The following is a 13,685-nucleotide window of genomic DNA, read 5'->3' as shown; positions in this document are numbered from 1 at the left end:
TAGAAATTAATCTAATTTCAATAAAAAATACTCAGGCAATGGTTATTTTATCAGACTGCTTGAGTATTTATTTTTTGTTTTTTATATTTTTATTTATCCTTCAAATTTAACTTCCATTTCTTTTCCTAAAAACGCCGAGGTCTTGTAAAAATTTTTACCATTTCCGCCTCTTCCATAATTTTATACCAAAATCTGTTTAAAAAGTGAAAATTATATTTTAATCATTTGAAAATATTGAGTTTTATCCTCTGATTAGAAAAATTTGTAATAAATTCGTTATTTAAATGGTGTTTAGTATTACTAATTAATTCTATCTTATCAAAATACTAATTCCCTTCAATCACTTTTTTAAAATCCGATATTCCAATTGGGCAACTTCTTTCTCATTCCACTTTACTCCCTTTTTTATCCTTCAGCCCCTATATTGAAATTATACTGAAATAGCAAATAAAATACAAGTAATTTAAACTCTTATTTTCTAAAACCCAATCTAGTCTACATCATCCACATTAACTCTACCTTCCAGCGATCTTCCCAGCGTCGCCATATCTGTATATTCAATATTTCCTCCCATTGGAATTCCACTGGCAATTTTTGAAATTTTTACATTTTTATCTTTTAAAAATTTTGTCAAATAGAGACTTGTAGTTTCCCCTTCCAAATCAGGATTTAAAGCTAATATAATTTCTTTCACATTTCCATCCAACCTTCTCATTAATTTCATTAAGTTTAAATCTTCAATAGTAACTCCATTTAATGGATCAATTTTTCCGCCAAGTACGTGATAAAGTCCATTATAAGTTTCAGACTTTTCAAATGCAATCACATCTCGCACTCCTTCAACAACACAGATTACTTCCTTGTCTCTTTTCTCATTGGCACAAATTTCACAAATATCATTTTCCGATAAATTTCCACAAATTTCACAATGTTTAATATTAGTATGTGAATCTTTTATTATTTCAAGCATTCTATCAATATCAGCTTCACTTTTTTCAAGCACATCAAATGCAATTCTTGCCGCACTTTTTCTTCCAATTCCCGGTAATTTTGCAAAAACATCTATCAAATCATCAAGTTTTTTCACTTTTTTTATTCCTTTCTTTTCTTATGTATATAAATAAAGGGAAAAGGTATAAAACCGTTTCCCTCACAAAAATATTTAAATTAATTGTCAGTTAAATAATCAAATTTTTTAATTATTCTCCAACTCTTTCTACTCTGAATGTGTTAGTTGTTCCTTCTTTAGAGATTCCAGTTACCATTACTACTAAATCACCTTTGTTCGCTTCTTCATGGTTAGCTGCAATTTCTCTTGCTTTTGCGAAGAAATCATCTGTTTTATCCAATCCTTTTGCTACGTAAGCTCTAACTCCTCTTACTAATGCCAATTGTCTTGCAGTTTGGTCATTGTCTGTCAAAGCAATAATTGGTATAGTTGGTCCATATTTTCTAATCATTCTTGGTGCTCTACCAGTTTTTGTCCAACATACAATTAATTTAGCATCCAATGCATGAGAAGTACTTACTGCACCGCTTGAAATTGCTTCTGTAACAGAAATATCTGATCCTCCTGGAGTTTCAACTGTTTTGAATTTTTTAAATTCATCTGTTCTTTTTGAAATAGTAGCCATCATCTTAACAGCTTCTACTGGATATTTACCTTTTGCTGATTCTCCTGATAACATAACTGCATCTGTTCCATCTAAAATAGCATTAGCAACGTCTCCTGCTTCTGCTCTTGTAGGTCTTGGGTTTCTAATCATTGAATCTAACATTTGTGTAGCTGTAATAACTGGTTTTCCAGCTTTGTTACATTTTCTAATCATCATTTTTTGCATGAAAGGAACTTCTTCTGCAGGAACTTCTACTCCTAAATCTCCTCTTGCTACCATGATTCCATCACTTAATTCCAAGATTTCATCGAAGTTGTCAACACCTTCTTGGCTTTCAATTTTAGGAATAATTTGAATATTTTTTCCACCATTATCATCTAATACTTTTCTTACTTCAGCAACGTCAGATGCTTTTCTTATGAATGAAGCTGCTACAAAGTCAACACCTTGTTCACAACCAAATTTCAAGTCAGCAATATCTTTTTCAGCTAATGCAGGCAATCCAACTGAAACATCTGGCAAGTTTACACCTTTAGTTTCTCCTAATTCTCCAGTATTTGTGATAACACAGTGAACTTCTCCAGCTGCTTTGTCTACGCTCTCAACTTTTAATCCAACTAAACCATCATCTAATAAAACTGTTGTTCCTTCATATAAGTCATCAACAATTCCAGGATAAGAAACTGCAAATTTTTCAGCATTTCCAACGAAAGAATAATCAGTAGTAATAGTTACTTTTTTACCAGTTTCTAATAATACATCTTTTCCACCTTCTAATTTTCCAGTTCTAATTTCAGGCCCTTTAGTATCTAATAAAATCCCTATTTCTTTACCTGTTTTTTTCATTACTTCTCTAATATTTTTAATTCTTTGTCCATGTTCTTCAAAATCACCATGAGAAAAGTTCAATCTCATTACGTTCATTCCACTTTCTACTAATTTTGTCAACATTTCAATACTTTCAGTTTTTGGACCGATGGTACAAACAACTTTAGTCATTTTAATTTTCATTTTTCCTCCTAATTTAATGTTTAAAATTCTTACTGTCTTATTTATCAATGAATCTTACTTAATATAAGAATATTCATTCATTTTTTATAGATCATTAATTACTAAATAATTATAATGATAACATATTTGCTATTACATAGTCAGCTGATGATGCTTTTGAATAATTTTCCCAAGCATAAGATAGTTTATGAGTTGTTACTTCTTCACTTTGAATTCCAACCATTAATCCACCTTTTTCTTCTTCAATTAATTCAACCGCTCTTACACCTAATCTTGTTGCCAAAATTCTATCAAATGCAGTAGGAGCTCCACCTCTTTGAATATGTCCTAAAATAGTAACTCTTATACTTGTGTTAACTCTTTTAGCTAATTCTTCCTTAAGTTGTACAACATTTCCTACACCTTCAGCAACTACGATTATATCATATAATTTACCATCTGCACGTCTTTTTTTAATTACTTCTGCTAAATCATCAATTGAGCTTTCTTTTTCAGGAATCATAACTCCACTTGCACCACCTGCTATTGCAGAATAAAGAGCCAAATCTCCGCAATTTCTTCCCATTACTTCTACCAAATACGTTCTTTCATGAGAAGTGGCAGTATCTTTTAATTTTGAAATAGCATCTAATATGATATTTAATGCAGTATCATAACCAACTGTATAATCAGTTCCAGCTACGTCATTATCAATTGTTCCTGGTATTCCAATTGTTTTGATGCCATGTTCTTCATACAAATAATGTGCTCCATGGAATGATCCATCTCCACCAATTACAACTAATCCATCAATTCCATATTTTTTTAAATTAGCCGCTGCTTTTGCTCTAACTTCAGGATCTTTAAATTCCGGCAATCTTGCTGATAATAAAATTGTTCCCCCTTTATCAGCAATTCCACTTACATCTAATAATGTCAATGGTGAAATCTGATCTTCAAGCATACCCTTATATCCTCTTTTGATTCCATAAACTTTCATTCCTTTATTTATGGCAGCTTTCGTAACAGCTCTTATCGCTGTATTCATACCTTGTGAATCTCCACCACTAGTTAAAATTGCGATTTTTTTCATAGATTTTTTCTCCTTCTATAACTATTATAATTAAAAATTTATTAACAGAAAATTTCTTTTAACCTTACGTTTTTATATTATCATTTTTAATTTATGTTGTCAAATAATTTTTAAAATTATTGATTAAATGCTTATTTTCTCTATAATTTATCTTTTAAAATTATCCAGCTCTTTTTCAATGATTGAAATAACTGTTATATCAGCTGGAATCATGCTTAATATTTTTTGATACAGTTCATTCCTTTTTTCACGGCAAACTTGCAAAAATAATAAACATTCTCTTTTTTTTCTTAGTCGAAAAGTATACCCGTCATTTAAGAAAACATTGAAATTTATAGTTTTAAATGTTCCTCCTTGTATAAGCATTCTTGACAATACACACATTTTTACTTCATTAATGTTAAAATAAATCTCTTTTTTTCTAATTCTTCTTATAAAAGTAAAAATGAATTCTCCATCCAGCTCTTCCAAATTTTCTGCCTTAAATCTAATTTTTTTCATAATTAAACTGAAAAGCAAATAAATAATATAAACATATATTATCAGAGATGGCAACGGCAAAGAGCTTTTCATAATTTTCTCCCTTCAATTTGATTTGTACAATCTAAAAATTTAGTAAAAATTATTTAGAAAAATATGTTACAGCAAGTATTGTTTTCATATCGCTTGAAAGTTTTATAACATCTTTTACATCAACCCATATTACTTCCACTTCTTCCCCATGGTCAAGCGACTGCTCTATTGGCTTAATATCATCAGATTTCAATCTTGCACTAAAAAAATACAATTTTTCAGTAGTGTAACCTGGCGATACATACAGTCCTTGCGGCAATTCCTCAATATCTGTTACGTCTGTTTCCAAGTATCCAGTTTCTTCCTTTAATTCTCTAAAAGCCGCCACTCTAGGCTCCTCATTTCCATCAATTAACCCTGCACAAGCTTCAATCGAATAATCTTTTGGTCCAGGTCTAAACTGTTTTACCAAAATTACTTTTTCCTTCGTTTCATTAAACAGCACAAAACATACTGCATGAGCCTTATCCAAATATTCCAAAGTTATCCCTGTTGTGGGGTGTATCATTTTTGCCCCTTTTAAAAATTTAAAACTGTTATCCATTTTTGTTTATTGTATGATAAATCAATACCATACACTCCTTTCTTTAAAATTTTTCATTTTTTATACAAATTTATTATCTTAACCCATTTTTACATTCAGTAAAACCATTTTCTTTTGCTATTTTTTCAGCTAATACCATATTACTCTTTGTATTCTCAAAATTATCAGCATATAAAAAGTAATAATCATTATCTTTTTTCTTATACCATTGTTTGAATGGAGTTGGTTCAGCAAAACAAATATTCCCATCATTTTTGTTAGGAATGTATACAAATTTTATTTCTAATACTACTTCATTATATTCCAAATTTCCAGTTTCATATTTTGGCTTACCAGGTTCTTTTTTTATCTTTGTATTTTTAGGAAGTGTTAATTCCATATCATTCCATAATATTTTTTCAGTATCTCCTTTTAAAAGTTCCCAACCAATTTTATTTCTTTTCTTATCTAATTTTCTATTTGCAAAATAAATTTTTGATTCCTGGATATTTTCAGCGATCATATCACACGAGCTCACTCCTATTAAAATACAAATAAATAAAATTATTTTTTTCATAATTGTAATCCTTCCTGTTAAATTTTACAATTCTAAAAAATGCTCTCAATCACATTCAACCCAATTTCCTTCGCAAACTCCCTAGCAATTTCCATTTCTCTATCTTCCATCCTGTTAAAATTGTGCGTATCCGATCCAATCATCGTTCTAACATTATACTGTTTCACAATTTCCCAAAATTCCTTGTACGGATACATATATCTGTCCCAGTCAGGATGTCTTTCAAACGATTTTCTTATCCCATTTGCATTTACTTCAAGCGGCACATCTATTTTTTCTGCTGCTTTTGCAATCATATGTGCAGCTTTTTCACAGCTTTCATCCCAAGTTCGATAATTTATTACATACAAATCTGGGTGTGCGATGTAGTCAAATTTTTTGCTTTCTATAGCTTCCACCATAAATTTGGCATAAGCCAGCACATCTTCTTCTGTTTTTATTTTCCAAGCATTATAATTTGTATCATCTCCATCTTTTCTAAAAGCATGCAGCCCTAAAATAAGATAATCTAGTTTTTCCCTGTATTTATTATATTTTTCAGCAAATTCTGGGAAATATTCAATTTCTAATGATTTATAAATCTTAATTTTATCTCCGTATTTTTCTTGTGCTTCTTCAATTTCCTTCAAATATCCGTCAAAATCTTCTTCTTTCATTCTATTATTTTCATAATATTCAGGCATTGGAGCGTGATCTGATATTCCAAGCTCGGTGTAGCCTTCCCTAATTGCCACCTTTACATAATCTTCAACATTTCCAACGGCATGTTCACATCGGTAATTATGAGTGTGAAAATTTGTTTTATTCATACGTTTTCCCCATTCTGTTTTTTCAAAATTTTTCCTTTCGTATATTTTACCAATTATTTTGGAAAAAATAAAGGTTTTAAGTAAATTTATTTTGTTTTTAGTGAAAATTTTTGATATAATATAGATAAATTATAAATATTTAAGGAGGAAATTTTTTGATTTCAACAAGTAATTTATCTGTCCAGTTTGGTGGACGAAAACTTTTTGATGAAGTGAATATTAAATTTACAGAAGGGAACTGTTACGGTATTATTGGACCGAACGGAGCTGGAAAATCAACTTTTCTGAAAGTTTTAACTGGAGAGCTTGATTCTACTTCTGGGGAAGTTATTGTAGAAAAAAATAAAAGACTATCATTTCTAAAGCAGGATCACTTTGCTTATGAAGATGAAGAAGTGCTAAATGTAGTAATGATGGGACACGCAAAATTATACGATATTATGCTGCAAAAAAATGCTTTATATGCAAAAACTGAATTTACTGAAGAAGATGGAAATTTGGCGGCTGAACTTGAAGGGGAATTTGCAGAACTGGACGGCTGGGAAGCTGAAACAAATGCCGAAAAATTTCTAATTGGATTAGGAATTCCCGCTGAAATGCATCACAAACTGATGAAAGAATTAACAGAACCTGAAAAGGTAAAAGTACTGCTTGCACAGGCTATTTTTGGAAATCCTGACATTTTATTATTAGATGAGCCTACAAATGGACTTGACTTGCACGCAGTAAAATGGCTAGAAGATTTTCTAATGGACTTGGAAAACACAACTGTACTTGTAGTTTCGCATGATAGACACTTTTTAAATAAGGTTTGTACTCACATTGCTGATATTGATTACGGAAAAATCAAAATGTTTGTTGGAAACTACGATTTCTGGTACGAATCAAATCAATTAATGCAAGAATTAATTAGAAACCAAAATAAAAAAATGGAGCAAAAGAAAAAGGAACTTCAAGACTTTATTGCACGTTTTTCTGCTAATGCCTCAAAATCAAAACAAGCTACAAGCCGTAAGAAACAGCTGGAAAAATTACAATTTGAAGATATGCAGGTTTCTAATAGAAAATATCCATATATTGAGTTCAAACCTGAAAGGGAAGCTGGAAACAATATGTTAAAAGTTGAGAACTTAACAAAAACTATTGACGGAGAAAAAATTCTTGACAATATTTCCTTTACAATAAACACTGGGGACAAAGTTGTTATTTTATCCAAAAATGATATAGCCAAGACAACTCTTTTTCAAATTTTAGCTGGCGAGCTAGAACCTGATTCTGGAAAAGTTGAATGGGGAGTTACAACTTCACAAAGCTATTTTCCAAAAGACAATTCAGAATATTTTGAAGATGTTGACTTGTCATTAATTGACTGGCTAAGACAATTTTCGACTGATCAGCACGAAGAATATGTACGTGGATTCTTAGGAAGAATGCTATTCTCAGGAGAAGATGCAAGAAAAAAAGCCAAAGTTCTTTCTGGAGGGGAAAAAGTTCGTTGTATGCTTTCAAAAATGATGCTATCCAACGCAAATGTCCTATTATTAGACAACCCAACAGATCACTTGGATCTTGAAGCAATTACATCGCTTAATAAATCGTTAGAAAGATTTGACGGAACAATCTTATTCACAACACACGACCACGAATTTATTCAGACAATCGCAAATAAAATAATTGAAATTACACCAAAAGGTATTTTGGAAAAAGAAATGGAATATGATGATTATTTGAATGATGAAACAGTTGAAGCAAGACTAAATGAAATGTATAGCTAAGTTGAATATAAATTATATAAAAATAGCAGGATTATATTTGTTAATATTTCCTGCCATTTTTTATTTTAATTTTTTAGTTTCTTTGTAATTGGCTTTGATGAACATATCCGTATATGTCACTATCCCAAAGTGTTACATAATACCAGTCTCCTGTCTTATTTATCGCAAAAACTTCTTCTCCATTTTCTAACCGAGCTATTACTTTAGAAGAAGAACTAGGCTTTGATCTTACATTAGTGTATCCTTCCTTAGAATATATTGAAAATTCTGTAACTTTTTTTAACATGCTATTATGAATATATCCTAAATAGCCAATATCACCAGCTTCAATATTCACTTTATACCAATTACCTTGTTTGTGAATAACCCGTATTATTTGATTATTTCGTGCGGTTGTTACAACTCTAGATTGGTTATTTGGAAATTCTCGAACATTAATTATTCCACTACTTGATGACCCTATGTAATACCAATCTGCCGTCAAAACAGTACTTAATGTGAAAAATAAAATTAAAAACAGAAACATCTTTTTCATAAAAATCACTCCTTAGATTTAAAATTTTATTAATCTTTTTATCATTATAATTATACCTCATATTTTCATTTTTTGAACATAAATTTTAAAAAATAATAAAAAATTTAAAATTTATATAAAAATAGCAGGAAAAATTTTATAATCCTACTATTTTGAAGTTTAATTTTTAAGCAATAATAAATATAGTTTATTTTTAATAATTAGTCTTGAAATCTACTTTCATGAATGTATCCAAATTTTTTTCCATTCGCTTGGTATTTTGAAAGTCTTACGTGGTACCATCCTTTATTCTTATTTCCTATTGTGTAGATTACATCTTCACTATTTACTTTACCAATTACTTTAGATTTTAATGAACCTGCTGCTCTTACATTAGTATTTCCATTCGGTAGTACATTTCTTTCAGTTACTGGTTTTAATAGGCTGTTATGAATATATCCGTTGTATTCAGATTCAGAATCTACAGATTCTACTTTGTACCAGTTACCAGATCTTTCATCACTATTCACGATATCTCCACTTGGCACAACTTTTACAACTCGGGATTTTGTTGTTGGAGAAGTTCGTACATTAATTCCATTACCCTTTGCTGATGTCATGTATGTTGCTCCCATTGAAATGCTGCTCAATGTTGAGAACATAATCAAAGATGATAATATTTTTTTCATAAGAATCACTCCCTATATTTAAACTTTTTTTAATTCTTTTATCACTATAATTATACCTCTTTTTTTTATTTTTGCAATACAAATTTAAAAAAAATATAAAAAAATAATATAAAATAGTAGGAAACATTAAAATTTCCTACTATCATCTGTAACATTAATAATAAATCAAAAAATTTAAATATTACTTTTTAGCAACTTGATTACTGTAAATATAACCTCGCTGATTACCATTAAATTTTATGTAATACCAGTCATCGTCTGTTTTACTTATTGCATAAACTGTCTGACCAGTTTTTAATCTAGTTTTTATTGCAGATTTTGTTGTTGGTTTTTCTCTTATGTTGCTATATCCTATACTGGAAGTTATAACAAGTTTTCCAATTGTTTCTTTTAATTGGCTATTGTGAATATATCCTGTGAATGACTTTTTTATTTCGCTATTATAATAAGTCACTTTATGCCAATCTCCAGATTTTTCTGTACTTTCAAGTATTTCTCCATTTTTAATAGTTTCTATAACTTTAGAATCTGTAGTAGCAGATTCTCGGATATTAATGGCATTATCTTTTGATGATGTTATAAAAGAAGCTCCCATAGAAACAGTACTAAACGCTAAAGACAAAATTGAAACTAAAAACATTTTTTTTAAATTAAATTTTTTCATAAAAACCACTCCTCCAAAACTAAAATTTTATAATATTTGGCTTTTTCATTATAATTATAACTCATTTTTTTACTTTTTCAATAATAAAGTTATTTTTTTGCTTGGTTTTTAAAATTTTTTTATTTTTGTAAACCTCTCCCTATAATAATTATATCACATTTTATAAATTTCTCAACATATTTTTACTCTAAATCTTCTGCACCAAATGAATATGGCAACAATTCTTCTATTGAAGTAATTTTATATTTATTTTCTTTATTTGCCAAAATTATAATTGTATCTTTATCTGAAAATTCTCTGATTACTTGCCTACAGGCTCCACAAGGGCTAATTGGTTCAGGGGTATTTCCTGTTATAACAAGCACTTTTATTTTTTTCATATTCTCAGTAATTGCTGTTGTAATTGCATTACGTTCGGCACAAATTGTAAGTCCAAAGGAAGCATTTTCCACATTGACTCCTTTATGTTTACGTCCATTATCGTCAATTAGAAGTGCTGCTACTGGAAATTGTGAATAAGGTACATACGCATTTTTTAATAAAAGATTTACTTCATTAATATAACTTAATATTTCTTTTTCATTTAGAGACATTATTCTCACTCCCTATCTATAAAGTAATGTTATAGTTAAAACTGATTTAAAGCCGAACTCAAAAGCTATGACTATTTTATTCAAACCCTAAATTTATAATTTTAGCAGTTCAATTTTAAATGGGTTCGAGTATATTTTAAATTTAAACTCAAAAGTTGCAAATTTTACAAAAAAAACTCTAGATGTTTAATTTAAAAAAATTTTAGAATTATTTTAAGTCATTAAATGATAACTGGACAACATTACTTTTTAATATTGAACTTAATTGTACTCCAATGAGCCTTATTTCATCTTTTTTTTCAAAAAAATTTAGATTTTCAAGAGTCGCTTCATAAATTTTATTTTCATTATTTGTAGCATTTTCCAAAGTTCTGGAACGAGTGTGAGTAACAAAATTTGAATATCGAATTTTTACTGTAACTGTCTTTGCAAATTCATTTTTTTCGATAAGTTTACGACTTAACTTGTTAGATTGCTTTTTTAATTCATCATATATTATGGAAATATCATTTTCTTCCCGATTAAATGTTATTTCATGTCCATACGACTGCCTTTTTCTATCCGTATTTATTTCCGTAAAATGTAAACCACGAACTGTATTATACAAATATTCTCCTTTACTCATTCCAAATCTTCTAATTAATTCATTTTTCTCAATTTCGTAAAGCTGAAAAACAGTTGTCGTATTAAATAACTTTAATACTTCTCTAGTTTTTTTCCCAATTCCAGGAATTATAGCTAAATTTTTATCATAAATATATTCCAAAAAATGTTCTCGATTCTTAAATATAAAGTAACCATTTGGTTTATTAATATCACTTGCAATTTTTGCACTAATTTTGCTAAATCCTATTCCAACTGAACAGGTAAGCTTAGAATTATCATAAATATATTGCTTAAATTTTTTTATAAATCTTTCAATTTTTAAGATTTCATCTCTTTTATCAAGTTTTATATTTTTATTTTGAATAAATTCTGTAATATCAATATAACCTTCATCGACAGAAGTAAATTCACACTTTTTCAAAATATTTTTTATTAATCCCTGTATTCTTCTGCCCTCTTCAAAATAAATATCTTTTCTAAGGCTCACAACAATAAGGCTGGGACATAGCCGTTTAGCCTGAACTGTTGGCATTGCTGATTTTATACCAAATTTTCTAGCTTCATAGCTTGCTGTTGTAACAACTCCATGCCCTATTGCAATAGGCTTTCCCCTAAGTTCTTTATTATCCCGCTGTTCAATTGCGGCAAAAAAAGCATCCATATCATAATGCAAATAAATTCTTCTTTCTTCCATTACTAATTTCCTACTTTTTTTAAATTATTTTTTAAAACTGTATTGTCGGTAAAATCATATTAAACTCACCATTTTCAATTTTGTATTTATATGCAGCTAAATTTGCAAGTTCCAGACTGTGTGTTACTATTATTATTGACTGCTGTCTTTCCTTATTTATTTTCATAAATAGTTGGTTTATTAAATTACTTGTTTCTGTATCCAGATTTCCTGTTGGCTCATCAGCCAGAATTATATCAGGGTCATTAACCATTGCTCTTGCTATTGCCACACGCTGCTTTTCTCCGCCTGAAAGTTCCATTGGCTTATGTTTTGTACGTTTTTCAAGCCCTACAAGTGCAAGAAGTTCCTTAGCTTTTTTCTGGGCTTCATTTCTATTCATATTTTTATTTATTAGTGCAGGCATCATAACATTTTCAAGAGCAGTAAATTCATTTAATAAATAATGAAACTGAAATACAAACCCTATTTTTTCATTTCTTATAATATTTTTAGTTTTTTCATTTCTATAATGAATTTTTTCTCCGCCAATATAAATTTCTCCATCTGTTGGCTCATCTAAAAGTCCCAGTATATTTAAAAGAGAAGTTTTCCCACTTCCTGATTTACCTTGAATGGAAATAAAATCCCCTTTATTAAATGCTAAATTTATATTTTTTAATATATGAATTTCTTCAACTTTTGTCTTATAAATTTTATTAACATTTTTCAGTTCTATTATTTTATTTTTATTCATATTTCAATGCCTCCACTGGTTTCAATCTAGATGCTCTGGCTGCAGGAAAAATTGTCGATAAAAATACAACGACGAATGTTACTCCGTAAATAATGAGCAGTTCTTTTTGTGAAATATACAAAGGCAATTCTTCTAAATAATATGTTCCACTTTTCATATATATTTTAAAAAGTCTTTTTAAAGCTATTAATATAAGTGGCGATAATGCACTTGCCAAGATCATTCCAAAAACACCAATTATTAATCCTTCTATAGTAAAAATTCTACGAATATTTTTATTTGTATACCCAATTGACTTTAAAATTCCAATATCTTTTATTTTTTCACGTACAATCATATTTAAAATTACAGATACAGCAAAACTTGCAATAACTAATAATAAACTTAAAATCGCAACAAGTACAAATTTTTCAAACTGCACTGCCCTTAATAGATTCTGATTAATTGTCTTCCAGCTTATTGCTCCATATTCCTGACTATTAATAGTATTGTTTACCTGATTCAAAGTTTCTTCCACTTTTTGTGGACTTTCAACTTTGATTCCAATTTCTGTTGCAGCTTGTCCTTGTTCCGATAATATTTGCATAGTTTGTAAAGGTACAATTATAAGATTAGAATCATAGTCTAAAAAACCCGTTTTAAATATTCCTCTTACTATAAGTTTTAATGGTTTATTTTCAGCTGATACAAGACTTATTTCATCTCCAACTTTTAGTTTCAGTTCCTTTGACAATTCTTCTCCAATCAAAACTGAATTAAGCTCTGAAATATTATTATTTCCCTTAATTATACGTAACTTCAGGTCTGTTTTCACATTTTCAGGACTAATTCCATTTGCCAACACTCCTTTTGCAAAGCCTTCACGTTTTATTATTGACTGGCTGTTAATTTGTGGAATTACAGCTTTTACTCCTTTTATTTTTTTTACATTTTCTACAATTTGATTATAATTTTCAAAAAATGACTTCTGTCTATTTTTTATTAAAATATGTGGACTCATTGTCAGTAATGAATTTATCATATTTTTTTCCAGTCCATTGGAAACAGTAAGCGATACAATAAAAACCGTCACAGCAATCGCTACTCCAAGTATAGAAAATATACTTTGAAATTTTCTTTCAACAACATGCCGAAACGCAATAAAAAACTCTACCATAATTGTTTTTCTCTCCTTCTAGTTTTATATTTCTCACATTATTATCTGAATTATCTAATATTTATAAAAATTTACAA

15 protein-coding genes are annotated in these 13,685 nt (G+C 29.2%); 1 reads left to right on the top strand and 14 read right to left on the bottom strand.

Going from position 1 to position 13,685, the window contains the following annotated elements; translation table 11 throughout:
* Window positions 1–490: 490 nt before the first annotated feature.
* The 7 genes from recR to LEBU_RS04375 all read right to left on the bottom strand — a co-directional run bounded on the left by recR (window position 491) and on the right by LEBU_RS04375 (window position 6,181).
* A complete protein-coding gene (gene recR / locus LEBU_RS04405) occupies window positions 491–1,087 on the bottom strand; it encodes a recombination mediator RecR (RefSeq protein ID WP_015769131.1) in 597 nt (198 codons plus the stop codon).
* 112 nt (window positions 1,088–1,199) lie between these two features.
* Window positions 1,200–2,627 carry a pyruvate kinase PykF gene (pykF, locus tag LEBU_RS04400; RefSeq protein WP_015769130.1) on the bottom strand — a complete coding sequence of 476 codons (1,428 nt, stop codon included), beginning with the start codon at window positions 2,625–2,627 and terminating at the stop codon, window positions 1,200–1,202.
* A 109-nt stretch (window positions 2,628–2,736) separates the two neighbouring features.
* A complete protein-coding gene (pfkA, locus tag LEBU_RS04395) occupies window positions 2,737–3,699 on the bottom strand; it encodes a 6-phosphofructokinase (protein WP_015769129.1) in 963 nt (320 codons plus the stop codon).
* A 147-nt stretch (window positions 3,700–3,846) separates the two neighbouring features.
* Window positions 3,847–4,272: a hypothetical protein gene (locus LEBU_RS04390; protein WP_015769128.1), complete on the bottom strand. Its 426-nt coding sequence runs from the start codon at window positions 4,270–4,272 to the stop codon at window positions 3,847–3,849.
* A gap of 49 nt (window positions 4,273–4,321) precedes the next feature.
* Entirely contained in the window at window positions 4,322–4,816 is a 495-nt protein-coding gene (locus LEBU_RS04385; protein ID WP_015769127.1) for an NUDIX hydrolase, read from the bottom strand.
* 73 nt (window positions 4,817–4,889) lie between these two features.
* The gene (locus LEBU_RS04380; RefSeq protein ID WP_015769126.1) at window positions 4,890–5,372 is read right to left on the bottom strand and encodes a hypothetical protein; all 483 of its coding nucleotides are present in this window, start codon (window positions 5,370–5,372) and stop codon (window positions 4,890–4,892) included.
* A gap of 32 nt (window positions 5,373–5,404) precedes the next feature.
* Window positions 5,405–6,181: a histidinol-phosphatase gene (locus LEBU_RS04375; protein ID WP_015769125.1), complete on the bottom strand. Its 777-nt coding sequence runs from the start codon at window positions 6,179–6,181 to the stop codon at window positions 5,405–5,407.
* A gap of 155 nt (window positions 6,182–6,336) precedes the next feature.
* On the opposite strand from LEBU_RS04375, the gene LEBU_RS04370 reads away from it, so the two are divergent.
* On the top strand, window positions 6,337–7,956 hold the full coding sequence (locus LEBU_RS04370) for an ABC-F family ATP-binding cassette domain-containing protein (protein WP_015769124.1): 1,620 nt from the start codon (window positions 6,337–6,339) through the stop codon (window positions 7,954–7,956).
* Window positions 7,957–8,029: 73 nt separating this feature from the next.
* Here the strand turns inward: LEBU_RS04370 and LEBU_RS11575 are convergent, their stop codons facing one another.
* From LEBU_RS11575 to LEBU_RS04335, 7 genes are all read right to left on the bottom strand, one after another.
* Window positions 8,030–8,491, bottom strand: coding sequence for an SH3 domain-containing protein (locus tag LEBU_RS11575; protein ID WP_015769123.1), 462 nt, complete (start codon window positions 8,489–8,491; stop codon window positions 8,030–8,032).
* A 200-nt stretch (window positions 8,492–8,691) separates the two neighbouring features.
* Entirely contained in the window at window positions 8,692–9,159 is a 468-nt protein-coding gene (locus tag LEBU_RS04360; RefSeq protein WP_015769122.1) for an SH3 domain-containing protein, read from the bottom strand.
* A gap of 181 nt (window positions 9,160–9,340) precedes the next feature.
* A complete protein-coding gene (locus tag LEBU_RS04355; protein WP_015769121.1) occupies window positions 9,341–9,823 on the bottom strand; it encodes an SH3 domain-containing protein in 483 nt (160 codons plus the stop codon).
* Between the two features lie 182 nt (window positions 9,824–10,005).
* Window positions 10,006–10,416, bottom strand: a complete 411-nt coding sequence (gene cdd / locus LEBU_RS04350) for a cytidine deaminase (protein ID WP_015769120.1) — start codon at window positions 10,414–10,416, stop codon at window positions 10,006–10,008.
* A 208-nt stretch (window positions 10,417–10,624) separates the two neighbouring features.
* The gene (gene dinB, locus LEBU_RS04345) at window positions 10,625–11,716 is read right to left on the bottom strand and encodes a DNA polymerase IV (protein WP_015769119.1); all 1,092 of its coding nucleotides are present in this window, start codon (window positions 11,714–11,716) and stop codon (window positions 10,625–10,627) included.
* Between the two features lie 31 nt (window positions 11,717–11,747).
* Window positions 11,748–12,452 (bottom strand): ABC transporter ATP-binding protein, encoded by a 705-nt coding sequence (locus LEBU_RS04340; protein ID WP_015769118.1) that lies wholly within the window; start codon window positions 12,450–12,452, stop codon window positions 11,748–11,750.
* Window positions 12,445–13,608, bottom strand: coding sequence for an ABC transporter permease (locus tag LEBU_RS04335; protein WP_015769117.1), 1,164 nt, complete (start codon window positions 13,606–13,608; stop codon window positions 12,445–12,447). Before LEBU_RS04335 ends, LEBU_RS04340 begins: the two co-directional genes overlap by 8 nt.
* Between the last annotated feature and the right edge of the window lie 77 nt (window positions 13,609–13,685).

Origin of the sequence: Leptotrichia buccalis C-1013-b (genome assembly GCF_000023905.1) — a bacterium.
GTDB lineage: Bacteria > Fusobacteriota > Fusobacteriia > Fusobacteriales > Leptotrichiaceae > Leptotrichia > Leptotrichia buccalis.
This window is presented reverse-complemented; position numbering and strand designations above follow the sequence as displayed.

Excerpts from the sequence above, each read along its gene's own strand:
- cdd (WP_015769120.1), bottom strand. The coding sequence starts at position 10,416 with ATGTCTCTAAATGAAAAAGAAATATTAAGTTATATTAATGAAGTAAAT.
- LEBU_RS04390 (WP_015769128.1), bottom strand. The coding sequence starts at position 4,272 with ATGAAAAGCTCTTTGCCGTTGCCATCTCTGATAATATATGTTTATATT.
- LEBU_RS04375 (WP_015769125.1), bottom strand. The coding sequence starts at position 6,181 with ATGAATAAAACAAATTTTCACACTCATAATTACCGATGTGAACATGCC.
- LEBU_RS11575 (WP_015769123.1), bottom strand. The coding sequence starts at position 8,491 with ATGAAAAAGATGTTTCTGTTTTTAATTTTATTTTTCACATTAAGTACT.
- LEBU_RS04340 (WP_015769118.1), bottom strand. The coding sequence starts at position 12,452 with ATGAATAAAAATAAAATAATAGAACTGAAAAATGTTAATAAAATTTAT.
- LEBU_RS04360 (WP_015769122.1), bottom strand. The coding sequence starts at position 9,159 with ATGAAAAAAATATTATCATCTTTGATTATGTTCTCAACATTGAGCAGC.
- LEBU_RS04335 (WP_015769117.1), bottom strand. The coding sequence starts at position 13,608 with ATGGTAGAGTTTTTTATTGCGTTTCGGCATGTTGTTGAAAGAAAATTT.
- pykF (WP_015769130.1), bottom strand. The coding sequence starts at position 2,627 with ATGAAAATTAAAATGACTAAAGTTGTTTGTACCATCGGTCCAAAAACT.
- dinB (WP_015769119.1), bottom strand. The coding sequence starts at position 11,716 with ATGGAAGAAAGAAGAATTTATTTGCATTATGATATGGATGCTTTTTTT.
- LEBU_RS04385 (WP_015769127.1), bottom strand. The coding sequence starts at position 4,816 with ATGGATAACAGTTTTAAATTTTTAAAAGGGGCAAAAATGATACACCCC.
- LEBU_RS04355 (WP_015769121.1), bottom strand. The coding sequence starts at position 9,823 with ATGAAAAAATTTAATTTAAAAAAAATGTTTTTAGTTTCAATTTTGTCT.
- LEBU_RS04380 (WP_015769126.1), bottom strand. The coding sequence starts at position 5,372 with ATGAAAAAAATAATTTTATTTATTTGTATTTTAATAGGAGTGAGCTCG.
- pfkA (WP_015769129.1), bottom strand. The coding sequence starts at position 3,699 with ATGAAAAAAATCGCAATTTTAACTAGTGGTGGAGATTCACAAGGTATG.